The sequence below is a fragment of the Buttiauxella gaviniae genome, from assembly GCF_040786275.1.
GTDB classification, from domain to species: Bacteria; Pseudomonadota; Gammaproteobacteria; order Enterobacterales; family Enterobacteriaceae; genus Buttiauxella; species Buttiauxella gaviniae_A.
Genome location: NZ_JBFMVT010000002.1, coordinates 2,679,356 through 2,703,591, shown reverse-complemented (window position 1 = coordinate 2,703,591; position 24,236 = coordinate 2,679,356). Strand labels below are relative to the sequence as shown.

The window sequence follows — 24,236 nt, the reverse complement described above, 5'->3', positions numbered from 1 at the left end:
TTTATTCTTTACCTCTTATGCCAGACGCGGGTTGACTTTATCTGCATCGATGTTGAATTTGGTGATAGCGTCAGCTACCACTTTCTTATCGATTTCGCCACGTTTAGCCAGTTCGCCAAGTGCCGCAACAACCACATAAGATGCGTCCACTTCGAAGTGGTGACGCAGATTTTCGCGGCTGTCTGAACGACCGAAGCCATCAGTACCCAGTACGCGGTAATCGCTTGCCGGGATGAAGTTACGGATCTGCTCAGCGAACAGTTTCATATAGTCAGTTGATGCCACTGCTGGTGCATCGCTCATTACCTGAGCAACGTACGGTACGCGTGGTTCTTCAGTTGGGTGCAGCATGTTCCAACGCTCACAGTCCTGACCATCACGAGCCAGTTCGGTGAAGGACGTTACGCTGAACACGTCAGAGCCAACGCCGTAGTCTTTAGCCAGGATCTGAGCCGCTTCACGTACGTGACGCAGGATAGAACCGGAGCCCATCAGCTGAACTTTACCTTTGCTACCTTCAATGGTTTCCAGTTTGTAGATACCTTTACGGATACCTTCTTCCGCGCCTTCCGGCATGGCTGGCATGTGGTAGTTTTCGTTCAGCGTAGTGATGTAGTAGTAGATGTTCTCTTGTTTCTCACCGTACATACGCTCCAGACCATCGTGCATGATCACAGCAACTTCGTACGCATAAGAAGGATCGTAAGAGATACAGTTCGGGATAGTCAGAGACTGAATATGGCTATGACCATCTTCGTGCTGTAGACCTTCGCCGTTAAGCGTAGTACGACCAGAAGTCCCGCCGACCAGGAAGCCACGCGCCTGTTGGTCACCCGCAGCCCAGCACAGGTCGCCAATACGCTGGAAACCGAACATGGAGTAGTAGATGTAGAACGGGATCATTGGCAGATCGTTGGTGCTGTAAGAGGTTGCAGCGGCCAGCCAGGAAGAACCTGCGCCCAGCTCGTTGATACCTTCTTGCAGAATCTGACCTTTCTCGTCTTCTTTGTAGTATGCAACCTGCTCACGGTCCTGCGGGGTGTACTGCTGGCCGTTCGGGCTGTAAATACCGATCTGACGGAACAGACCTTCCATACCGAAAGTACGCGCTTCATCGGCAATGATTGGAACCAGACGATCTTTAATAGACGGGTTCTTCAGCATCACGTTCAGAGCACGAACGAAAGCGATAGTGGTGGAGATTTCTTTGTTCTGCTCTTCTAACAGAGAGTTGAAGTCAGCCAGGGTAGGCAGTTCCAGCTTCTCGGTGAATTTTGGCAGGCGAGTCGGCAGGTAGCCGTTCAGTTTTTCACGCTGGCCATGCAGATATTTGTACTCTTCGCTGCCTTCTTCAAACTTAATGTATGGCAGTTTTTCGATTTCAGCATCGGTCACCGGCACATTGAAACGGTCGCGGACATAACGCACGCCGTCCATGTTCATTTTCTTAACCTGGTGCGCGATGTTTTTACCTTCGGCAGTTTCACCCATGCCATAACCTTTAACGGTATGCGCAAGGATTACGGTTGCTTTGCCTTTGGTTTCTTGCGCGTTGCGCAGTGCAGCGTAGATTTTCTTCGGATCGTGGCCGCCACGGTTCAGAGCCCAAATATCGTCGTCGGACATATCTTTAACCAGCGCAGCGGTTTCTGGATATTTGCCGAAGAAGTGCTCACGCACGTATGCCCCGTTTTTGGATTTGAAGGTCTGGTAGTCACCGTCAACGGTTTCGCCCATCAACTGAAGCAGTTTGCCGCTGGTGTCTTTACGCAGCAGTTCGTCCCAACGAGAGCCCCAAATCACTTTGACAACGTTCCAGCCAGCACCCGCGAAGATACCTTCCAGTTCGTTAATGATTTTGCCGTTACCGGTTACCGGGCCATCAAGACGCTGCAGGTTACAGTTGATGATGAAGCACAGGTTGTCCAGTTTCTCACGGGTTGCGATGGTGATCGCACCTTTGGATTCTGGTTCGTCCATTTCACCGTCGCCCAGGAACGCATAAACGCGCTGCGCGGAGGTGTCTTTCAGACCACGGTGTTCCAGGTATTTTTGGAATTTAGCCTGATAGATTGCACCGATTGGGCCCAGACCCATAGATACGGTCGGGAACTGCCAGAATTCTGGCATCAGTTTCGGGTGCGGATAAGAGGACAGACCATTACCGTGAACTTCCTGACGGAAATTGTTCATCTGGTCTTCAGTCAGGCGGCCTTCAAGGAAAGCACGAGCATAAACGCCCGGAGAAATGTGGCCCTGGAAGTACACCAGATCGCCGCCATCTTTCGCATTGCGCGCGCGGAAGAAGTGGTTGAAACACACGTCATACACGGTTGCAGAAGACTGGAAAGAGGACATATGGCCGCCCAGGTCGAGGTCTTTTTTAGACGCACGCAGGACGGTCATGATGGCGTTCCAACGGATAGCAGAACGAATACGGCGTTCCAGCTCCAGATTCCCCGGGTATTCCGGTTCATCTTCAACGGCGATGGAGTTTACGTACTGGCGAGCAGCAGAACCTTCTGCAACTTTTACTCCACCTTTACGGGCTTCGCTCAGTAATTGATCGATCAAATACTGTGCGCGCTCAACACCTTCTTCACGGATGACCGATTCGATCGCCTGTTGCCAGTCGCGAGTTTCGATCGGATCCACGTCATTTGGGAAACGTTCTGACATGGGTGGTATTCCTTATCTGTGTCTAATACGTTGATTATCTGGAACCTGTCGCATTGTATTTTCCGTGAAAAACACAATAAGACAGGTTCTGCGTTTAGTTGCCGCGCTCTAAATAGTGGCGCTTAAAAGAGCCAGAAATTTCGGACTCTCATTCCTTACGTTGCTGTAAGCGCCGCAGAGAGCGTTCTCGACGGCTCTGTTCGCGGCTGCGATCCAGCAATATTTCTTCGATAAATGCCAGGTGACGGTGCGACGCTTCGCGCGCCTGCTCCGGCTGACGAGCCATAATCGCCGCAAAAATGCTGGCGCGATGGCTGCTCACTTGCGCCAGCATTTCACGGCGCGCATAGAGCAATTCAAAATTCTGACGAACGTTTTGTTCGAGCATCGGTGACATACAGCGCAATAAGTGTAGTAGCACCACGTTGTGGGCAGCTTCCGTGACGGCGATTTGATACTGCATAACAGCATCGGATTCCGCATCCAGGTCACCGGATTCTTGCGCTTGTTGAATGGCTAAATGGCAGTCGCCAATACGTTTGAGATCTTCGTCCGTACCACGCAATGCAGCGTAATACGCCGCGATACCTTCAAGTGCGTGGCGAGTTTCAAGCAGATCAAACTGGGATTCAGGATGGTCAGACAGCAGTTCGACCAGCGGGTCGCTTAAACTTTGCCAAAGACTGTTCTGGACAAAAGTACCGCCGCCCTGACGACGAAGCAGGAGACCTTTCGCTTCAAGGCGCTGTATGGCCTCGCGCAGAGAAGGACGAGAAACGTCGAACTGTTTTGCCAATTCGCGCTCTGGTGGAAGTTTTTCGCCGGGACGCAAGGTTCCCTCAAGGATGAGAAACTCCAACTGCTGCTCAATCACATCGGATAATTTTGGTTGGCGGATTTTGCTGTAGGCCATTTATTCCCTGTCTCTGCCATTAGCCTTCATGTAGTCAATTGGTATGACCAATTTCACATTGTTGACGCTAAAGTAACAAAGTATTCACCTTCTGTCCATCCTGGTTTTGATCAGAATCATTAAATTGGGGTTATTTTAACAACAATAAAGGAATGACGTTTCAAAAATGCAACCCCTTACAAACCTCATGGTTACCACCAAAGAAGTAGATTTAACTTTATATAAGTCAGCAAATTCGCAATTTTGAGCAACTTGAACCGATTCATCACTTTAAAATATGAATATTAATTCAGCGGCAGCGCTTATTCTGGATAAAGAATAAACGGCGTTAATAACGGGGCGGAGATGACAACTGGTTTCTTTTTATTCAACTCGTCACGACAAGAATAGAAAGCAGGTGCAAACAATCGCGCTTACCACTATTCTTTGCGCTGCGGAAGTCTCTTGCGCGAAATACTGGATTCAAAACCGTAAAATAAAGACTACACATTACGGAATTACAAACTTACAGAGGCGCAGTCAACGCCCTGAAAAAACCATAATCACGAGGTTAAACGATGGATGGTCAAGTACAAGGCGCTACGCTTAAACGCGGCCTTAAAAACCGCCATATCCAGCTCATCGCGCTGGGTGGCGCAATTGGGACAGGTCTGTTTCTGGGCAGTGCGTCTGTTATCCAATCCGCCGGGCCGGGGATTATTCTTGGTTACGCGATTGCAGGCTTTATCGCATTTTTGATCATGCGCCAGCTAGGCGAGATGGTTGTGGAAGAGCCTGTAGCAGGTTCATTTAGCCACTTCGCTTACAAATACTGGGGTGGATTCGCAGGCTTCGCTTCTGGCTGGAACTACTGGGTGCTGTATGTCCTGGTGGCCATGGCAGAATTGACCGCCGTCGGTAAATACATTCAGTTCTGGTACCCGGAGATCCCAACCTGGGCCTCGGCTGCGGTGTTCTTTGTGGTCATCAACGCCATTAACCTGACAAACGTAAAAGTGTTCGGTGAAATGGAGTTTTGGTTCGCCATTATCAAAGTTATTGCCGTGGTTGCCATGATTGTGTTCGGTGCCTGGTTGCTGTTTAGCGATCATGCAGGCCCGCAAGCAACGGTACGCAACCTGTGGGAACAAGGCGGATTCCTGCCGCATGGCTGGACCGGCTTAGTCATGATGATGGCTATTATCATGTTCTCCTTCGGCGGCCTGGAGCTGGTTGGGATTACGGCTGCGGAAGCAGATAACCCAGAAGTCAGCATCCCTAAAGCAACAAACCAGGTTATCTACCGTATTCTGATTTTCTATGTGGGCTCACTGGCAGTTCTGTTGTCTCTGATGCCGTGGACGCGCGTGACCGCTGATACCAGCCCGTTCGTACTGATCTTCCACGAATTGGGTGACACCTTTGTTGCCAACGCGCTTAACGTTGTGGTTCTGACCGCTGCACTGTCTGTTTATAACAGCTGTGTTTACTGCAACAGCCGCATGCTGTTTGGTCTGGCTCAGCAAGGCAATGCTCCAAAAGCCCTGCAAAAAGTCGATAAACGTGGCGTGCCGGTGAATACCATTCTGGTCTCCGCTGTCTTCACCGCGCTGTGCGTACTGATTAACTACTTAGCCCCGGCAGAAGCCTTTGGCCTGCTGATGGCGCTGGTGGTTTCCGCCCTGGTTATCAACTGGGCAATGATTAGCCTTGCGCACATGAAATTCCGTCGCGCAAAACAGCAGCAAGGGGTGAAAACTCGCTTCCCTGCTCTGTTCTATCCGATGGGTAACTACCTCTGCCTGCTGTTTATGGCAGCGGTGCTGGTCATCATGTTGATGACACCTGGCATGGCCATCTCCGTATGGTTGATTCCAGTCTGGGTGGTTATTCTCGGCATCGGTTACTTCATCAAACAGAAGAACCTGAAAAGCGTTAAAGCTTAATGTACTAAGGCTCGGAACGATGGTGGATGACGCTCACGCTTATCCACCCTACAACACCGAACCCGTAGGTCGGGCAAGCGTAGCGCCCCCGACATTATCGGCGACAAGGGTGGATGGGGCTCGCGCTTATCCACCCTACAAATTCAAACAGCGAATTAGTTATCTGCTTCACAGTTTTTTAACAATGACAGTATTGTCCATCTCTGCGACGGTTTCCCGACACGCAAATAATCGCCATTAGCCCAATACTCTTGTCCATATTCTGGTCTGGAGCATTTCCTATGGAAAGCAGCAAATTATCGATTAAAGAAAAGATTGGCTACGGAATGGGCGACGCCGGGTGCAATATCATCTTCGGCGCTATTATGTTGTTTGTTAACTATTTTTATACGGACATTTTTGGTCTCGCCCCCGCACTGGTGGGGGTTATGCTGCTTTCTATCAGGGTGATTGACGCAATTACCGACCCCATTATGGGGGCGATTGCTGACAGAACGCAGAGCCGTTGGGGGCGTTTTCGTCCATGGATTTTATGGATGGCAGCCCCATTTGCCTTCTTCAGTTACCTGATGTTTACCACACCTGACTGGGCTTATAGCAGCAAAGTTATCTATGCTTTCGTCACCTACTTTCTGCTCTCTTTAACTTATACCGCGATCAACATTCCCTACTGTTCCCTGGGAAGCGTAATTACAAATGACCCGAAAGAGCGCGTGGCCTGCCAGGCGTATCGCTTCGTGATGGTCGGCATTGCCACCCTGATTCTTTCACTTTCCCTGCTGCCGATGGTTGACTGGTTTGGCGGCGGTGACAAAGCGAAAGGCTACCAAATGGCAATGGGCGTCCTCGCCGTGCTCGGCATGTGCATGTTCCTGTTTTGCTTCTCCACCGTCAGAGAACGCGTTCGCCCTGCGGTGCCAAGCAACGACGATCTAAAAGCCGATCTGAAAGATGTCTGGAAAAACGACCAGTGGGTACGCATCCTCCTTCTGACACTGTGCAACGTCTGCCCCGGTTTTATCCGCATGGCTGCGACGATGTATTACGTCACCTGGGTGATGGGCCAAAGCACAAGCTTTGCCACACTGTTTATTAGCCTCGGCGTGGTGGGCATGATGGGCGGCAGTATGCTCGCAAAAGTGCTGACCGATCGTATATGCAAACTGAAAGTCTTTTTCTGGACCAACATCGCGCTGGCGATTTTCTCCTGCGGTTTCTATTTCCTCGACCCACATGCCACCATGCTGATTGTGGTGATGTACTTCCTGCTTAACATCCTGCACCAGATCCCCTCGCCGCTGCACTGGTCACTAATGGCAGACGTAGACGATTATGGCGAGTGGAAAACCGGCAAGCGCATCACCGGTATCAGCTTCTCCGGCAACCTATTCTTCCTGAAATTAGGGCTGGCGATTGCTGGTGCCATGGTTGGTTTCCTGCTTTCCTGGTACGGTTACGATGCCGGAGCTAAACAACAAAGCGCAGATTCAATTAACGGTATCGTGATGCTGTTTACCGTTATTCCTGGCGTCGGATACCTGATTACTGCCGGTGTTGTGCGCCTGCTGAAAGTTGACCGTGAATTAATGCAGCGCATTCAACTCGACCTGGAAAAGCGCCGTATCAACTACCGCGAACTGAATGAATATCACGACAGCAAAGCTGTTGAAGCCAAACTGTAAGGAAAGCGTTATGAATCAGGAGCAATGGCCTAATCCATTTATCGAGCAGCGAGCCGATCCGTTTATTTTGCAGCATGATGATGGCTACTACTTTATTGCCTCGGTGCCAGAGTATGACCGGCTGGAGATCCGCCGCGCGGCGAAGCTGAACGAGCTGCCAAATGCTGAGCCTGTCGTGGTATGGCGCAAGCCTGCTCATGGCCCGATGAGCGAACTTATCTGGGCGCCGGAACTGCATCATATTGACGGTAAATGGTACATCTACTTCGCGGCCACGCACACCCAGGAGCTGGATCAGCTAAATATGTTCCAGCACCGGATGTTTGCCCTCGAATGTGCCGACGCAGATCCGCTCTCCGGTAAATGGGTCGAAAAAGGCCAGGTAAAAACGCAGTTTGATAGTTTTTGCCTGGATGCCACTACCTTTAAACATCAAGGAAAACAGTGGTATTTGTGGGCGCAAAAAGACCCGAACATTGCCGGTAATTCGAATATCTACCTCACCGAACTGGAAACGCCCTGGGCGATAAAAGGTAACCCGGTAATGTTAAGCAAACCCGAACTGGACTGGGAATGTAGAGGCTTTTTGGTCAATGAAGGGCCTGCGGTCATCATGCATGGGGATAAGCTATTTATCAGCTATTCAGCCAGCGCCACCGATGAAAATTACTGCATTGGGTTGTTATGGATAGATGTGAATGCCGATCCGACTAAGGCCGAGAACTGGCACAAATCTCCACGGCCCATTTTCACTACCAGCTATGAGAACAAGCAGTTCGGGCCGGGTCATAACAGCTTTACCAAAACCCAGGACGGACAAGATATTCTGGTGTATCACGCTCGAAACTATACTGAAATCGAAGGTGACCCGCTGTATGACCCCAATCGCCATACGCGCCTTAAAACAATCGAATGGGATGTAAACGGTATGCCAGTGTTTGGCGTGCCGGCGAAAGACACAATTTAAAATATCAGTATTTAAAACATAGTGTTGCGCTTCCTTCATCACGAAGGGAGCGCTGACGTTCTGGTGTAATAAGTCCTCAAACCCCGCGACATTCTGTCAGACCAATTTATTCCTGTTATGTGACAACTTTCTCATTCGGTAAAAAACATAACGACCAGAACAAATATCACAATGGCATAATAAATAACCAGCCAATAGAGTAAAAAATACACACTCAATGTCTGGAGATAAAAGTGAGTACATCAAGGAAATTATCCATTGCTGAGAAAATTGGTTTCGGCATGGGCGATGCCGCATGTGGCATCGTTTATTCTTCCGTTACCATGTTCTTAACTTATTTTTATACTGATATTTACGGTCTTTCCGCCGCCGCAGTCGGAATAATGTTTCTGGTAACACGAATTCTCGATGCGGTTACCGATCCGCTTACCGGGCTTATCGCCGACCGGATTCGCACACGCTGGGGGCATTTTCGCCCGTGGTTAATTTGGTTTGCCATTCCTTACGCGGTCTTAGCGGTATTAACGTTTACCACTCCTGATTTTGGCGAATCCGGTAAATTACTTTACGCCTATATTAGCTACACATTATTAATGCTCTGCTACACCTTTATTAATATCCCTTATTGTGCGCTTGGCGGCGTCATTACCAGTGATGAAAAAGACCGTTTATCTGCACAATCGTATCGATTTACCATTTCATCTATCGCCGGGCTGGTTGTTTCAGTCGCAACATTATTTTTGGTCGACTGGCTTGGGAAAGATAATAAACAATTTGGCTTTCAGGCAACGATGGCGATTATGGGAACGCTCGCCGTCATCATGCTATTTTTCTGCTTCTTTAGTACCTCAGAACGCATTCGACCGGCAGTCGAAACCAACCACAGTATGATGAGCGACTTGCGCATTTTATTGGCGAACGATCAGTGGCGCATTGTGGCAATAATCACCTTCTTTTCCAGTATGGCTGGGGTAATGCGAAGTGCGGCAACATTGTACTATGCCACTTATCTGATGCTCGGAGGCATCGAAAGCGCAGCGGGTACCGCTATGAAATCTGCCTTTGTTTCTACAAGCGTAGTCGGCACCATCATAGGCAGTATCGTCGCGGGTTATTTGGCACAGCGCTATCGTGCAGTCTCCCTGTTTAAAAATATTAACCTGGTGCTGGTCGTAATTGGCGTGGTGATGTTCTTTATTCCTCCAACATGGCTTGTTGTGGTATTCCCACTCTATTTCCTCGTCGGCTTCTTCCATCAAATGTATCAACCTTTCAAATGGAATATGATGGCCAACGCCGCCGATTATGGCGAGTGGAAATTTGGCCGACGCATTACCGGATTGTCTTTTTCCGGTAACTTATTTGCTCTAAAAATGGGTATGGCTGTTGCGGGTGCATTTGTTGGATTCTCATTAGGTTGGTTTGGTTATCAGGCCGGTATCCCTACACAAACGCCTCTCGCCACTCACGGTATTATTGGACTATTAACCGTCGGCCCTTCTATTTCCTATTTTATTCTCTACTGGCTAACCCATTTTTATACGCTCGATGACAAAATGATGAATAAAATCCAGCACGACCTGGCTCAACGTCAGCAAGTTGAAGAAAAAAATATTGCAGGCGAATCTCCTGCATTAATAAATCCATTAATCACTACAGAGGCTAAGCATCATGGCTAATCACGAGGCGCAGCCAGGCTATTATAAAAATCCCATTCTGCACGCAGATTATTCTGATCCGGATATTATTCGCGTGGGAGGTGATTTTTATATGGTGTCATCCAGCTTTAACCATTTCCCTGCGCTACCGGTGTTGCACTCCCGTGATTTAGTTAACTGGAAAATTATCAATCACGTCTTTTCTGCTTTTAAAGATAAGACCTACGACACGATGCAGCCGGGAAAGGGAGTATGGGCTCCCTCTATTCGCTACCACGACGGTAAATTCTGGGTCTTTTTCAGCACGCCGGATGAAGGCATTTTTATGTCATTCACCGCCGACCCACGCGGTAAATGGAGTGCACCGCACTGTGTTAAAGCCGCAAAAGGCTGGATTGATCCTTGCCCGTTGTGGGACGACGACGGGCGCGCATGGCTGGTTCACGCCTTTGCTCACAGCCGCAGTGGTAGAAAACATCAGCTGCAACTCATTGAAATGTCGCCTGATGGCCGCTCGCTACTGGGTGAAGGGAAAATTATCTACGACGGTGCGCTGGATCAACCCACACTTGAAGGGCCAAAGTTTTATAAACGCAACGGCTGGTATTATATCTTCGCCCCGGCTGGGGGTGTCGAAACGGGTTGGCAGTCTGTATTACGCGCTCGTCAGCTAAGCGGGCCGTGGGAAGCAAGAGTGGTATTACAGCAGGGGCAAACTCACATTAACGGCCCGCATCAGGGCGGATTTGTTGAGCTGGAAAACGATGAGTGCTGGTTTATACATTTTCAGGATGCCGATTTGTACGGGCGGATCGTGCATCTCCAACCTATGAACTGGCAACAAGATGACTGGCCGCTGATCGGTGAAAAACAGCTTTCGAATGGGCCAGGGCAGCCTGTAATAGAGCATCCGCTACCGTCGATTGCTCAATATCCACAAGGCTGTGAAACCCCGCAGACCAGCGATGATTTCGCGAACGGAAAACCCGGTTTGCAATGGCAGTGGCAGGCACATCCGCAGGAAAGCTGGCTACAACCCGCCAAAAATGCGCTGGCGCTGGCCTGCCAGATAATGCCGGAATACCAGGGCGAACAGGCACTGTATGCTCAGCCGAATCTGCTGTTGCAAAAATTCCCGGCGCGCAACTTCAGCGCAACCACTGAACTGCATGCAGAATTCCAGCACGCAGGTGAACTTAGCGGCCTGATTATTTACGGTGAACGGTATGCGGCACTTGCACTTGAACAGCGCGAAGGGAAACTCAAAATTATTCTGCTTGCCGCCTGGATGAGTGACACCGGCGTATTACATCAACAGCAACGCGATATCGCCGACTGGCCGTCAAACAAACCGCTCTGGCTCAAAGTCAACGTAGCGGACGGTGGGATTTGTCATTTCAGCTATGGTGAAAACAATATTGACTGGCAGCACGTTTCCCCCAGCTTTGCCGCAGGAAAAGGCAAGTGGGTAGGAGCAAAACTAGGGATTTTTGCGGCATCCCGGCAGGCTGTAGCCCAACCAGGAAAGGGCGTTTATTCACATTTTACTGTTGATCTATAAGAGCTTGTTGGCCGGGTAACTTCCGGCCAACAATATGACTTAAACCAACGTCCCGTAAATTGTTAGCAACGCCACCACAACGATGATAACCAGGGACGTTTTCTTCGCCATCGACACGGCAGCTTTTGGCGTTTTGATTTTATCGAGATGCGGCTCGCGCGCCAGGGAGTACTGCGCCAGTTGAGTCAACACCTGGTACTGAGAAGTGTGGCGGTCGGCCAACGACGCAAACCACGCAGGAAGCGCCCTTTCACCGTGTCCCAGTAACGCATACGCTACGCCAACCAGACGAACCGGCACCCAATCCAGCACATGTAAAATGACATCAATACCTGAATGCAAACGCTGCTGAGGCGTGTGATGGCGGGCAAGCCAGCTCTGCCAGGCTCGCAAGAAAGCATAACCTGCCAGGGTTACCGGCCCCCAAACGCCGCCGACGATAAACCAAAAAAGCGGTGCCATATAAAAACGGAAGTTAATCCACAGCAGCGCATTTTGCAGCTCTTTGAGATATTCCCGTTCGTCGCAATCAGGTGGCACACCGTGGATCAGCGTCAGCTCATTCGCCATCGCATCGCGGGCATGGCTATCATCATGGCTCGCCGCTTGCAGATAAGCGTGGTAATGCAAACGAACCTGCCCCGCGCCGATACACAATACACCCAGCGCAATCCAGAACACTAACAAGGGCACATTAAAGAACAGGCCTTGCAGCGCGCGGATACAGAGAAAAACCACCAGCATACACACGGCGGTCATCAAAATTGTGCGCAACAACGAGAAGCTTTTTACCCGCCGAAAGAGTGCTTCAAGGCGGTGATCTAACTGCCAGTGCTCGCCCAGTTTGAAGAGGCGTTCCCAAATCATCACCAACAGCAAAGTAAACAGCGTCATTTCATCTCCTTATTTGACGTAACCTCAACCGAGTGGCGAAAACGCGACCAGTCAAAAGCAGGGCCAGGGTCCGTTTTACGCTCCGGTGCAATATCACAGTGCCCCGTCATATGCTCGGCAATGGCTGGATAAACCTGAATCAGAACGTCTGTAATGGCAGCAAGTTGTTGATATTGCGCATCTGTGTACGGCAGCGTATCGGTGCCCTCCAACTCGATGCCGATCGAAAAATCGTTGCAACGTTCACGCCCCTGATACAACGAAACGCCGGCATGCCAGGCGCGTTTATCAAAAGGAACATACTGAACGATTTCACCATCACGGCGAACCAGGCAATGTGCCGAAACGCGCAAATGGGCAATGTCTGCAAAATAGGGATGCGCCTGTGCATCAAGCGCTCCGGTAAATAGCGCATCAATCCATGGGCCACCGAACTCACCCGGTGGCAGACTGATGTTATGCACCACCAGCAGCGAAGGGGTTTCATCCTCCGGTCGGCAATCAAAATGGGGGGAAGGAACATGCTTAACACCCACCAGCCAGCCGTTTTTAAGCTGCATCTGCGGTCTCCTTAGAGTGGTACTTAACGTCGCATCAATGTAGCATGTTTCGACATTAACTAAGCCATTTCGGAGTTTTATCATGCCACCTCGCCGTTATAACCCAGACCGCCGACGTGACGAACTTCTCGAACGCATCAACCTTGATATTCCCCAGTCAGTTTCTCAGGCTTTACGCGAAGATCTCGGTGGCGATGTCGATCCTAATAACGATATTACCGCGCAGTTACTGCCTGAAGGGCATCGTTCGCATGCCGTTGTAATCACTCGCGAAGATGGCGTGTTCTGCGGAAAACGTTGGGTTGAAGAGGTCTTTATCCAACTGGGTGGGGACGTTAACGTCACCTGGCATGTAGAAGACGGTCAAACCGTCGTCGCTGACCAACCGTTGTTTGAACTCCAGGGCCCTTCACGAGTGCTGCTCACTGGCGAACGCACAGCGCTTAACTTCGTGCAAACGCTATCAGGCGTTGCCAGCGAAGTGCGTACTTATGTTGATCTGCTCACAGGGACCAGAACGCAACTGCTGGACACGCGTAAAACGCTGCCGGGTCTGCGTACGGCACTGAAATATGCAGTTTTGTGCGGCGGCGGCAGTAACCACCGTTTAGGTCTTTCAGACGCTTTCCTGATTAAAGAAAACCACATCATTTCTTCCGGCTCAATTCGCCAGGCGGTAGAAAAAGCCTTTTGGTTTCATCCGGATGTGCCGGTTGAAGTTGAAGTGGAATCACTTGATGAGTTGGAACAGGCGCTACACGCTGGCGCAGACATAATCATGCTCGATAATTTTAACGTCGAAGATATGCGTCAGGCCGTAGCCACCACCAACGGTAAAGCACAGCTAGAAGTTTCAGGTAACGTCACGAAAGAAACCCTGCGTGAATTTGCCGAAACCGGCGTTGACTTTATTTCCGTTGGCGCGCTGACAAAACACATTCGCGCCCTCGATCTCTCCATGCGCTTCCGCTAATTCCTGCCCGGCAGATGAGGCAAAACTCATCTGCCCTTTTCTTCGCTTTACGTTACCGCTCGCACTTTTTCCGTCGACTCCTGCAAACCGCCAAAATATCCTGGAAGGCTCCTTCCTGATGTATTCATTCACTCTCGCCTGAGAAATTTTTCCGGCGCAAAGTGCCGCCATCTTAATCAGGAGCGGCATATGAACAAACAACAAGGATTCACACTTATTGAGCTGATGGTGGTCATCGGCATTATTGCAATTCTTAGCGCGATTGGTATTCCGGCTTATCAAAATTATCTGCGTAAAGCGGCACTTACCGACATGCTACAAACCTTTATCCCTTACCGTACAGCCATTGAACTTTGTGCCATTGAACGCGGAGGCATTAGCGCATGCGATGCGGGAAGCAATGGTATTCCTTCCCCCAAAACGACTCGCTACGTCAGCGGAATGAGCATCGAACAAGGTGTTGTTACGCTCACTGGGCAAGAAAGTCTCAATGGGCTCACCGTCTCTCTGTCCCCGCAGTGGAGTGATGCCGAAGGCGTTGAAGGCTGGTCTCGGACGTGCGCCGCCTCAGCTAATAGTTCGCTTAAACAATCCTGCGAAGAAGTCTTCCGTTTTGAAAATAGCCAGACGGGAAACTAAGCCATGGTCAATCAGCAGATCCTCGCACTGTGCAACCAGTATCAGGCGATATTGCTATCTGAAGAGCCCGTCCTGCACATTGCCATCGCGCCAAATCCACCCGCACAATTCTTTGAAGCATTGCGTTTTCTCTCTGATAAAACCGTCAATGTTGAATACTGGCCAGCCGAACAGTTGGAAAAAGCACGGCACTCTCAGGGATCTACAGGTAAAGATGAACCGCAAGATCTGCACCTCGCGCCGGTGGTTCAACTCCTGCAAGAAACCCTTCGCAAAGCGATCCAACTGCGTGCGTCAGACATTCACTTCGAACCCGTAGAGCAAGGCTACCAGATTCGTTTTCGCGTTGATGGCGTGCTGCAACTTCAACCCCTGCTGCCCGCTCCTCTGGCTGCTCCGTTAACCGCCCGCCTGAAAGTATTGGGGAATTTGGATATTGCTGAGCGCCGCCTGCCGCAGGACGGGCAAATAGAAATTGAAGTCGAAAAGCAGACCTGCTCATTTCGCATCTCAACTTTACCGGTGTATCACGGAGAAAAGGTCGTCCTACGCTTGATGACCCAGACGGCACAAACATTTGAGCTATCAGAATTAGGGATGTCAGCAGACGATTGCGCCCACTTCCAAAGCGCTCTGACGAATCCACAAGGCATGATTCTGGTCACAGGCCCTACCGGTAGCGGAAAAACTATCACGCTTTATAGCGCACTCAAGATTCTCAACCAGGTTTCCAGCAATCTTTGTAGTGTCGAAGATCCCATTGAAATTCCCATGCATGGGCTTAATCAAACGCAAATAAATACCAAAGCCGGGCTGAGTTTTCAGAATGTGCTTCGTGCGTTACTGCGCCAGGATCCGGACATCATCATGGTCGGTGAAATTCGCGACGGCGATACAGCAGAAATCGCCATCAAAGCTGCGCAAACCGGGCATCTCGTGCTTTCAACATTGCATACGAACTCAACGGCCGAAACCGTCGTCCGATTAGAACAAATGGGCGTAGAACGGTGGATGTTAGCATCGGCCTTAAACATGGTCGTTGCTCAACGTCTGGTTCGTAAGCTCTGCCCACACTGCAAACAGCAACTCGCGGATGACATTATCCTTCCCAAAACAATGTGGGCTAACGCACTTCCCCGCTGGCAGGCCGTCGGCTGCGAACGCTGTTACGGTGGTTTCTATGGGCGAAGCGCCTTATTTGAAATTTTGCTAATTGGGCCAGCGTTGCAATCAGCCATTACCCAAGGCCTACCCGCTCACGAAATTGAAGCCCTGGCGCGTCAAAATGGAATGGTGACGTTATTTGAAAGCGGCTGCCGGGCCGTTGAACAAGGACTCACGACACAGGAAGAGCTGTATCGAGTGCTTGGGGTACCGCATGGCTAAGTTTTTACTCTGGCACTGGAAAGCTATTGATGCACGTGGGCAAATACAGCAAGGAATGTTGCTGGCAGACGATGCACCCTCTGCCAGCGAGCAATTATTCCATGCCGATCTACAACTTTTGAATCTGCGAAAAACCTCCCATACGCGTCGGGGCTGCTGGCATATTCAGCAAAAAATAGATGTATTCCGCCAGCTCGCCACGCTACTTCAGGCGGGAATTTCATTATCAGACGGGCTGTTGCTTATTGCACAGCAACATCCGTTTGATGAATGGCGCGCCCTGCTAAAAGAGATCGAAAAACAGGTTTCTAACGGCACGCCTTTCTCCAGTGCTTTAAAAAAATGGCCAAAGATTTTTCCTGCGCTGTTTATTGCTCTGATTCATATCGGTGAGTTAACAGGAAAGCTGGATGAGTGCTGTAAAAGGCTCGCAGAACAACAAGAAAAACTCTACCGGTTACGAAAAAAGGTCGTAAAAGCGCTACGTTACCCGCTATTTATTATGGTCGTAGCCCTACTTGTGACGATTGGGATGATGGGGTTTGTGCTGCCAGAATTTGCCAATATTTATCGCTCTTTTAACGCGCCATTACCTACGATTACCGTGGCTATAATGGCCGTTTCAAACTGGGTCACATCACAAGGACCTGTCTACTTTCTGGCTATTCTTCTCGCCTGCGCCTGCGGCTATTTTCTCCGGCAAAAAAAACCTCACTGGCAGGAGTACGAGCAGAATCTGCTGCTACGCATTCCTCTGATTGCTCCGCTGTGGCGAGGGCAAATTCTCAGTCAAATCTATACCACGTTGTCACTTTCTCAGCAGGCGGGGATCCCTTTATTGCAAGGGCTTGAGGCGGTCGAAGCAACGCTTACACAATTGCTGTGGAAGAAAGTGATTTCGCAAATCAGCGTCGATGTGACACAAGGAATACCGTTTTGGCAGACGCTTTCTAAAAGCGGGCGCTTCACGCCGTTGTGTTGCCAACTGGTGCGGATTGGAGAAGAGTCAGGCGCTTTGGATCTGATGCTGGAGAAACTATCAACCTGGCATCATAACAATACGGAGGAGCTGGCAGATAACCTTGCCGCAGCGCTGGAGCCGATAATGATGTTAGTCGTAGGGGGGATAATTGGGACGCTGGTCATAGCGATGTATCTGCCTATTTTCCAGCTTGGAGATGCGATGAGCGCGGGATAAAGCGGCGTGACGAATGCCACGCCGTATGCGTCTATAAATTAGAGGCTATTGAAAACGCGGTTTTCCTGTTCATTCACACGAATGAACGTGGTGCGCTTGGTCAACTCTTTCAGGCGAGAAGCACCAACATAGGTACACGCAGAACGCAATCCGCCCAGAATGTCACGGGTGGTGTTTTCTACGGGGCCGCGCAATGGCAGCTTAACGGTTTTGCCTTCGGCTGCGCGATATTGTGCAACCCCGCCGACGTGTCGGGTCATGGCTGATTCAGAGCTCATGCCGTAGAACAGCATGAATTTCTCGCCATTTTCTTCAACGATGGTGCCGCCGCTTTCATCGTGCCCAGCAAGCATACCGCCCAGCATCACGAAATCTGCGCCGCCGCCGAAGGCTTTAGCAACATCGCCTGGCATAGTACATCCGCCATCGCTAACAATCTGGCCACCGAGACCGTGTGCAGCATCAGCACATTCAATAACAGCAGACAACTGCGGATAGCCAACGCCAGTTTTCACACGCGTGGTGCATACTGAACCAGGGCCGATACCGACTTTAACGATGTCTGCACCAGAAAGAATTAGCTCTTCACACATTTCACCGGTAACGACGTTGCCTGCGCAGATAACTTTATCCGGCCAGGCTTCACGCGCTTTAGACACAAACTGAGTGAAGTGTTCAGAGTAGCCATTAGCCACATCGATACAGATAAATTTCAGTGCCGGATTAAGAGAAAGAATCTGTTTGGTTTTCTGGAAATCAGCATCTGATGTTCCTGTCGAAACCATAACGAATTTCAGGATGTCATCGGAAACAGACTTAACGAAGTGGCTCCACTCTTCAACAGAGTAGTGCTTATGAACGGCGGTGAGGATATCAAACGAGGCCAACGCCTGAGCCATGCCGAATGTACCAACGGTGTCCATGTTAGCAGCAATGATCGGAACACCTGACCATGCAATACCGGAGTGTTTGAAAGTGAACTGGCGCTCAAGCTCTACATCAGAGCGGCTTTTCAGAGTGGAACGTTTTGGGCGAATAAGAACGTCTTTAAAACCTAACTTCAAATCTTCTTCAATACGCATGTGCAGATTCCTGGGTCGAATGGCGAAGGACGCGAAAACGCAATTGGCGATTTAGGCACCAATTCCAGTGACGCTATCATACGCACTATTAATGCCGCCGCAAGACTGCGAAATTACTCTTTTTTGCGCTACAATCGTTAAAATTTACCTGAGTAACAGGAAATCGCCAGGCGGGTGCGTTTTTTCCCCGTTCCATGGCCCTTTCCAGACGTGTGTCAGGTACAAATAAGTTTTCTATCTCCTTGAAGAAACGTCGATTTAAGGTCTGGCTTTTATGGTTTATACGGTGGCATTAACGGGTGGTATTGGCAGTGGCAAAAGTACTGTCGCCGATAGCTTTTCCCGATTAGGTATTACCGTTGTAGACGCTGACGTCATTGCTCGTCAGGTTGTTGAGCCAGGTCAGCCCGCACTGAGCACTATTACAGAACATTTTGGTAATGAAATACTTCTTCAGGACGGCACGCTTAATCGCCGGGTTCTGCGCGAAAAAATTTTTTCTTCCCCTGCGGAGAAGCAATGGCTCAATGCGCTGTTACACCCATTGATTCATCAGCGAACCCAAACCGAAATTAATCAAGCTCTTTCCCCTTACGTTTTGTGGGTTGTTCCATTGTTAATTGAGAATAACCTGCAACAAAAGGCCGATCGCGTGTTGGTCGTTGATGTCTCGCCAGAGGTGCAAATCGCACGTACTATTGCGCGAGATAAAGTCAGTCGCGAACATGTGCAACAAATCCTTGCCGCACAGGCGACACGCGAGGCGCGTTTGAGCGCAGCCGACGATGTAATTAATAATGATGGTGGCGCCGAACAGGTGGCTGCACATGTTGACCGCCTGCACCGCCAGTATCTGGATCTGGCGTCCCAGGCCGCACAGCAGGAAATTGAATAATGAGTACCCAGATCCTCTTTGAGCACCCACTGAATGAAAAAATGCGTACCTGGTTGCGTATCGAGTTTTTAATTCAACAACTCGAAAGTTCGTTACCGGTAGATGAAACCTCCAAAGCCCTTCATTTTTTCCGCAATGTGGGTGACCTGCTTGATGTCTTTGAACGCGGCGAGATTCGCACTGATATTCTAAAAGAACTGGAACGCCAGCAGCGTAAATTATTGAACTGGTCTGAAGTTCCGGGCGTAGATATGCAGTTGATTGATTCTCTACGCAGCCAGCTTAAAGAGCGCGGCAGTGTCTTAATGGCCGCTCCACGACTGGGGCAAGCGCTGCGAGAAGATCGCCTGATCGCATTGGTTCGCCAGCGTCTGAGTATTCCTGGAGGATGTTGTAGCTTTGATTTGCCGACGCTGCATATCTGGCTATATTCCCCACAAGCACAGCGTGACGCGCAAATTAATACCTGGCTTGCGACGTTGCAGCCTCTGAAACAGGCATTGGATCTGCTACTGGAGATCATTCGTAATTCTGCGCCGTTCCGTAAGCAAACCAGTCTCAACGGTTTTTATCAGGATAACGGCGATGATGCCGATTTACTGCGTTTGCAGTTAGATCTTTCCTCTCAGCTGTATCCGCAGGTTTCTGGCCATAAAAGCCGTTTTGCGATTCGCTTCCTGCCGCTTGATAGCGAAAATGGAATCATTCCAGAGCGTCTCGATTTTGAACTGGCGTGCTGCTAAGGAGTTAACGTGTCTGAACCAACCAAAGTAAACTGCCCCGGCTGCGGTAAAGTTGTTATCTGGAATGAAACCAGTCCCTACCGCCCATTTTGCAGCAAGCGTTGCCAGTTGATTGATTTAGGTGAATGGGCCGCCGAGGAAAAACGTATTCCTAGCAGCGGCGATTTATCTGAAAGCGACGACTGGAGTGAAGAAGATCTGCGTTAACGCTGCTGTAATTTGCTGATAACGGGTTCATTTGCTGGTGGAAAATCTGCAGCCACCAGCGAATTTTGTGCAACCCATTGACCCGGCTGCCCCTCTTTACCCCACGGTTCGCCTTCCCATTTTTCTACCATAAAGAACCACAGCGTCACGTGCCTGTCCGGGAACTCATAAGCTAACTGATGAAATAACGAAAACGTAGTTGGGGTAATGCCCGTCTCTTCTTGCAGTTCACGAACTAATGCTTGCTCCGGCGTTTCGCCAACTTCAATTTTCCCACCGGGAAATTCAAGTTTATTTGCCATATGGGCATCTGCCGCCCGTTGAGTGATAAAAATCTCACCCTGCTGATTGCGAATAATGCCAACGGCGATCTCTAACTGTTTCATTTTTGTGCAGGTACTCCACAGAAAAAAGGCGCAGCAAGCTGCGCCTTTATCGATAATGATGTTCTTAGCTCAAACGGCCATGACACTGTTTGTATTTTTTGCCAGAACCGCATGGGCACGGATCGTTACGACCCACTTTGCGCTCACCCGTTTCTGCAGCCAGTGCTTCCGCCGCTAAAGTATCGTCATCCTGGTGGCTTAGCTGTTGCATTTGTGCCAGGCGCTCGGCCTCTTCACGACGCTGCTGTTCCATGGCTTCGACTTCTTCAGGCATACGAACCTGCACTTTGCTGAGCGTGCTGATCACTTCATATTTCAGAGCTTCAAGCATAGAGGCAAACATCGCGAAAGATTCGCGCTTATATTCTTGCTTAGGATCTTTCTGCGCGTAACCACGTAAGTGGATACCCTGACGCAGATAATCCATCGCTGCCAGGTGCTCTTTCCAGAGTGAATCCAGAGTCTGCAGCATGACGCCTTTTTCGAAATGACGCATCATTTCAACGCCAACCACTTCTTCCTTACGCTTATACACTTCAACCGCGTTTTGCAGAATGCGCTCACGCAGTGTTTCTTCGTGCAGTTCAGGTTCTTTATCCAGCCACTCTTTAATTGGCAGCTCAAGGTCGAAGTCATTTTTCAGACGTTCTTCCAGGCCTTCTACATCCCACATTTCTTCCAGCGACTGCGGTGGAATGTGCGCGTCGATAGTCACTTTAAAGACATCTTCGCGGATGCTGTTGATGGTTTCGCTAACGTCGCTCACATCCAGCAGTTCATTACGCTGGCTGTAGATCGCACGACGTTGGTCGTTCGCCACATCATCATATTCAAGAAGCTGTTTACGAATATCAAAGTTACGGCTTTCAACTTTACGCTGCGCGTTAGCAATGGCTTTGGTCACCCATGGGTGCTCAATGGCCTCCCCAGGTTTCATACCCAGCTTACGCATCATGCCTGAAACGCGATCCGATGCGAAAATACGCATCAGGGAGTCTTCCATAGAGAGGTAGAAACGAGATGAACCCGCATCACCCTGACGACCAGAACGACCGCGTAGCTGGTTATCGATACGGCGAGATTCGTGACGCTCGGTACCGATAATGTGCAGGCCGCCAGACGCCAGAACCGCGTCATGGCGAACTTGCCAGTCAGCTTTAATCTGCGCAATTTGCTCAGGGGTTGGGTCTTCAAGCTCGGCTACTTCAGCCTGCCAGCTACCGCCCAATACGATATCCGTACCACGACCCGCCATGTTTGTTGCAATGGTTACAGCAGCAGGATAGCCCGCCTGCGCAACAATCCCTGCTTCGTTAGCGTGGAACTTGGCGTTCAGAACGTTGTGCTTGATACCCGCTTTGGTCAATTCCGCAGAAACCACTTCGGATTTCTCGATGGAAATGGTCCCCACCAGCACCGGCTGGCCATTGGTTGTACGCTCTTTAATGTCTTCAATAATCGCGCCGATCTTGTCCAGTTCGGTCATGTAGACCAAATCAGGCATGTCTTTACGAATCATTGGACGGTTAGTCGGCACAACGATGGTATCGAGCTTATAGATTGAGCTGAATTCAAACGCCTCGGTATCCGCAGTACCCGTCATACCGGCCAGTTTTTCGTACAGGCGGAAGTAGTTCTGGAAGGTGATGGATGCCAGAGTTTGGTTTTCGTTTTGAATGTCGACGCCTTCTTTGGCTTCAACAGCCTGGTGCAGGCCATCAGACCAGCGGCGACCTTGCATGGTACGGCCGGTGTGTTCATCCACAATGATAACTTCGCCATCTTTCACGATGTAGTCAACGTCACGGGTGAACAGCACATGCGCGCGCAGCGCAGCCGTCACATGGTGCATCAGCATAATGTTGGTTGGAGAGTACAGAGACTCGCCTTCTTCCATGATACCTTCACGGACCAGAAGTTCTTCAACCAGTACCAGACCGCGCTCGGTAATGTTTACCTGACGAGATTTCTCATCAACGGAGAAGTGGCCTTCGCCTTGGAAGGTGTCAGAATCTTCTTTTTCCTGACGAATCAGGCTTGGGATGATTTTGTTTACTTTTTTGTACAGCTCAGAGCTGTCTTCAGCCGGGCCGGAGATGATAAGCGGCGTACGCGCTTCATCGATAAGAATTGAGTCAACCTCATCCACCAACGCGTAGTGAAGTTTACGCTGCACGCGTTCTTCCGGGCTAAATGCCATGTTGTCACGCAGGTAGTCAAAGCCGTATTCATTGTTGGTGCCGTAGGTGATGTCAGCCGCGTAAGCTTCACGTTTCGCAGGCGCTGGCATGTTAGGCAAGTTGATACCTACGCTTAAACCCAGGTATTCGAATAACGGACGGTTGTTTTCCGCATCACGCTGGGCCAGGTAGTCGTTCACGGTAACAACGTGAACACCGCGGCCGCTCAAGGCGTTCAAATACGCAGGCAAAGTTGCAGTCAGCGTTTTCCCTTCACCGGTACGCATCTCTGCAATACAACGGTCGTTCAGGACCATACCGCCGAGCAGCTGTACGTCGAAATGGCGCATACCAAATACACGCTTACTCGCTTCGCGAACCACGGCGAACGCTTCTGGAATCAGGTTTTCCAACACTTCGCCTTTAGCAAGACGCGCACGGAACTCGTCAGTTTTTGCTTTTAATTCATCATCGGAAAGTTTTTCAATTTCCGGCTCCATGCTGTTGATAAGGCTTACAACTTTACGCATACGACGCAGGGTGCGGTCGTTACGGCTACCGAAAACTTTAGTTAATAATTTGATTAGCATAATAAATTCTCAAACGCCTACCGTAAGGGCAGAGCTAATAATAACGTTATAATTAAAGGAAATGGTTTTAGCTGAGGCGTTGCGGACCGGCGCGGATACCGTGAACCTGGCTAACCCAGATAGCAGGGCTAAAAGCCTCGACGGCTGGAGATTGCCAGAGCGCGATATGGCGCACGATAACAGGGGGTTTACTTTCCTGGGTAAGAAGCGCGGTAAGCGTATCCAGTAAAGCGAGTTTATGGGCCTGGAGTGGCAAGCTCTCTTGTGCAGCTGGCAACGTTTGAGGAGCCATGGCAAAAGAGAGGTGACGAATTACTGTACGAATTGCATGCTGATGCCAGTAATCGACACTAAATGATGGTCGGCGGTTACTTTCCTGCAATAATGCCAGACTATTGAAGCTGACCTTATTGAGATAATCGTGACTGCTGGCGGAGGTTTCCGCAGGGGCGGTTGAGTCGGTATTTTGGCTGAGCGCAGGCATGCCAAAACTCGCCGCAACCATCCCCAACAGGAGATGCGGCCAGAAATAACGTCTGCCAAACTGTCGCCAACGATTTAGAATACCAATCACTTTATCCGCCGGAGCATTATGTATGCGTGATAGTCGCCCACAATCTTTAGATCATTTGTTCGATGATGCTGGAGCCGAAAGCGTGCTGCAAAACGTGCAACAGCGCGCAACTGCACTACTGAGGCTTAACAGGGCAGTGAAAGGAATATTATCCGCTCAACTGCATCCCTGGTGCCGGGTAGCAAATTTCCGACAAGGCATTCTCGTACTTGAAACTGCAAATGCGAGCTGGCTGATGCGTTTACGCTATGAACAAGCCACGCTACTGAGTGCATTGCGAGCACAAATATTACCATCATTGACATCAATCGACATCAGGATTAATCCTTCACTGGCAGCAATTGGCCAAGATTCAGTACAAGAAAGCAGCATTCAAACAGGGAAAAGTAAAAGTGAAGGGGTCAACAGAGTGTTGAGCCAGCAAAGCGCTGAAGCATTAAGAATGGTGGCTGCACGGAGCCCAGAAAAATTAAAGGCAATAATAGAACGACTGGCGTCATTGGCCGGAGAGAGTACCAATGAAACCAGTCGCAATAAATAGTTC

21 protein-coding genes are annotated in these 24,236 nt (G+C 50.0%); 13 read left to right on the top strand and 8 right to left on the bottom strand.

The window, feature by feature from the left end; genetic code table 11:
• Window positions 1-15: 15 nt before the first annotated feature.
• Both aceE and pdhR read right to left on the bottom strand, forming a co-directional pair.
• The gene (gene aceE / locus AB1E22_RS13185; RefSeq protein WP_367595709.1) at window positions 16-2,679 is read right to left on the bottom strand and encodes a pyruvate dehydrogenase (acetyl-transferring), homodimeric type; all 2,664 of its coding nucleotides are present in this window, start codon (window positions 2,677-2,679) and stop codon (window positions 16-18) included.
• Between the two features lie 148 nt (window positions 2,680-2,827).
• Complete coding sequence (gene pdhR, locus AB1E22_RS13180) at window positions 2,828-3,592, bottom strand: pyruvate dehydrogenase complex transcriptional repressor PdhR (protein WP_367595708.1); 765 nt, start codon at window positions 3,590-3,592, stop codon at window positions 2,828-2,830.
• A 557-nt stretch (window positions 3,593-4,149) separates the two neighbouring features.
• On the opposite strand from pdhR, the gene aroP reads away from it, so the two are divergent.
• From aroP to AB1E22_RS13155, 5 genes are all read left to right on the top strand, one after another.
• On the top strand, window positions 4,150-5,517 hold the full coding sequence (aroP, locus tag AB1E22_RS13175) for an aromatic amino acid transporter AroP (RefSeq protein ID WP_367595707.1): 1,368 nt from the start codon (window positions 4,150-4,152) through the stop codon (window positions 5,515-5,517).
• Between the two features lie 281 nt (window positions 5,518-5,798).
• Complete coding sequence (locus tag AB1E22_RS13170) at window positions 5,799-7,199, top strand: glycoside-pentoside-hexuronide (GPH):cation symporter (protein WP_367595706.1); 1,401 nt, start codon at window positions 5,799-5,801, stop codon at window positions 7,197-7,199.
• Window positions 7,200-7,209: 10 nt separating this feature from the next.
• Window positions 7,210-8,166, top strand: a complete 957-nt coding sequence (locus AB1E22_RS13165; RefSeq protein WP_367595705.1) for a glycoside hydrolase family 43 protein — start codon at window positions 7,210-7,212, stop codon at window positions 8,164-8,166.
• A 233-nt stretch (window positions 8,167-8,399) separates the two neighbouring features.
• Window positions 8,400-9,845, top strand: coding sequence for a glycoside-pentoside-hexuronide (GPH):cation symporter (locus tag AB1E22_RS13160; protein WP_367595704.1), 1,446 nt, complete (start codon window positions 8,400-8,402; stop codon window positions 9,843-9,845).
• Window positions 9,838-11,385 (top strand): glycoside hydrolase family 43 protein, encoded by a 1,548-nt coding sequence (locus AB1E22_RS13155; protein ID WP_367595703.1) that lies wholly within the window; start codon window positions 9,838-9,840, stop codon window positions 11,383-11,385. Before AB1E22_RS13160 ends, AB1E22_RS13155 begins: the two co-directional genes overlap by 8 nt.
• A 39-nt stretch (window positions 11,386-11,424) precedes the next feature.
• Here AB1E22_RS13155 and ampE read toward each other — a convergent pair whose 3' ends face one another.
• Both ampE and ampD read right to left on the bottom strand, forming a co-directional pair.
• Window positions 11,425-12,279, bottom strand: coding sequence for a beta-lactamase regulator AmpE (gene ampE / locus AB1E22_RS13150; RefSeq protein WP_367595702.1), 855 nt, complete (start codon window positions 12,277-12,279; stop codon window positions 11,425-11,427).
• Window positions 12,276-12,839, bottom strand: coding sequence for a 1,6-anhydro-N-acetylmuramyl-L-alanine amidase AmpD (gene ampD / locus AB1E22_RS13145; protein ID WP_367595701.1), 564 nt, complete (start codon window positions 12,837-12,839; stop codon window positions 12,276-12,278). Before ampD ends, ampE begins: the two co-directional genes overlap by 4 nt.
• Window positions 12,840-12,921: 82 nt before the next feature.
• Between ampD and nadC the strand changes: the two genes are divergently transcribed.
• From nadC to hofC, 4 genes are all read left to right on the top strand, one after another.
• On the top strand, window positions 12,922-13,812 hold the full coding sequence (gene nadC / locus AB1E22_RS13140) for a carboxylating nicotinate-nucleotide diphosphorylase (protein WP_367595700.1): 891 nt from the start codon (window positions 12,922-12,924) through the stop codon (window positions 13,810-13,812).
• A 189-nt stretch (window positions 13,813-14,001) separates the two neighbouring features.
• Complete coding sequence (ppdD, locus tag AB1E22_RS13135) at window positions 14,002-14,451, top strand: prepilin peptidase-dependent pilin (protein ID WP_367595699.1); 450 nt, start codon at window positions 14,002-14,004, stop codon at window positions 14,449-14,451.
• A 3-nt stretch (window positions 14,452-14,454) separates the two neighbouring features.
• Complete coding sequence (gene gspE / locus AB1E22_RS13130; protein ID WP_367595698.1) at window positions 14,455-15,837, top strand: type II secretion system protein GspE; 1,383 nt, start codon at window positions 14,455-14,457, stop codon at window positions 15,835-15,837.
• Window positions 15,830-17,035, top strand: coding sequence for a protein transport protein HofC (gene hofC, locus AB1E22_RS13125; protein WP_367595697.1), 1,206 nt, complete (start codon window positions 15,830-15,832; stop codon window positions 17,033-17,035). The genes gspE and hofC overlap by 8 nt, the downstream gene beginning before the upstream one ends.
• A 38-nt stretch (window positions 17,036-17,073) precedes the next feature.
• Here the strand turns inward: hofC and AB1E22_RS13120 are convergent, their stop codons facing one another.
• Window positions 17,074-18,117, bottom strand: coding sequence for a GMP reductase (locus AB1E22_RS13120; RefSeq protein ID WP_367595696.1), 1,044 nt, complete (start codon window positions 18,115-18,117; stop codon window positions 17,074-17,076).
• A 274-nt stretch (window positions 18,118-18,391) separates the two neighbouring features.
• Here AB1E22_RS13120 and coaE point away from each other — a divergent pair, with 274 nt between their 5' ends.
• Genes coaE through yacG form a run of 3 tightly spaced genes read left to right on the top strand, consistent with a single transcriptional unit; the run spans window position 18,392 to window position 19,962 of the window.
• Window positions 18,392-19,012 (top strand): dephospho-CoA kinase, encoded by a 621-nt coding sequence (coaE, locus tag AB1E22_RS13115; protein WP_367595695.1) that lies wholly within the window; start codon window positions 18,392-18,394, stop codon window positions 19,010-19,012.
• Window positions 19,012-19,755: a cell division protein ZapD gene (gene zapD / locus AB1E22_RS13110; protein ID WP_367595694.1), complete on the top strand. Its 744-nt coding sequence runs from the start codon at window positions 19,012-19,014 to the stop codon at window positions 19,753-19,755. The genes coaE and zapD overlap by 1 nt, the downstream gene beginning before the upstream one ends.
• 9 nt (window positions 19,756-19,764) lie before the next feature.
• On the top strand, window positions 19,765-19,962 hold the full coding sequence (gene yacG / locus AB1E22_RS13105) for a DNA gyrase inhibitor YacG (protein ID WP_183272781.1): 198 nt from the start codon (window positions 19,765-19,767) through the stop codon (window positions 19,960-19,962).
• Here yacG and mutT read toward each other — a convergent pair.
• From mutT to secM, 3 genes are all read right to left on the bottom strand, one after another.
• On the bottom strand, window positions 19,959-20,348 hold the full coding sequence (gene mutT, locus AB1E22_RS13100; protein WP_367595693.1) for an 8-oxo-dGTP diphosphatase MutT: 390 nt from the start codon (window positions 20,346-20,348) through the stop codon (window positions 19,959-19,961). The genes yacG and mutT overlap by 4 nt on opposite strands.
• 64 nt (window positions 20,349-20,412) lie before the next feature.
• Entirely contained in the window at window positions 20,413-23,118 is a 2,706-nt protein-coding gene (gene secA / locus AB1E22_RS13095; RefSeq protein ID WP_367595692.1) for a preprotein translocase subunit SecA, read from the bottom strand.
• Between the two features lie 67 nt (window positions 23,119-23,185).
• Window positions 23,186-23,692 (bottom strand): secA translation cis-regulator SecM, encoded by a 507-nt coding sequence (gene secM / locus AB1E22_RS13090; protein WP_367595691.1) that lies wholly within the window; start codon window positions 23,690-23,692, stop codon window positions 23,186-23,188.
• 22 nt (window positions 23,693-23,714) lie between these two features.
• Here secM and AB1E22_RS13085 point away from each other — a divergent pair, with 22 nt between their 5' ends.
• Window positions 23,715-24,233: a DUF721 domain-containing protein gene (locus AB1E22_RS13085; protein ID WP_367595690.1), complete on the top strand. Its 519-nt coding sequence runs from the start codon at window positions 23,715-23,717 to the stop codon at window positions 24,231-24,233.
• Window positions 24,234-24,236 lie beyond the last annotated feature (3 nt).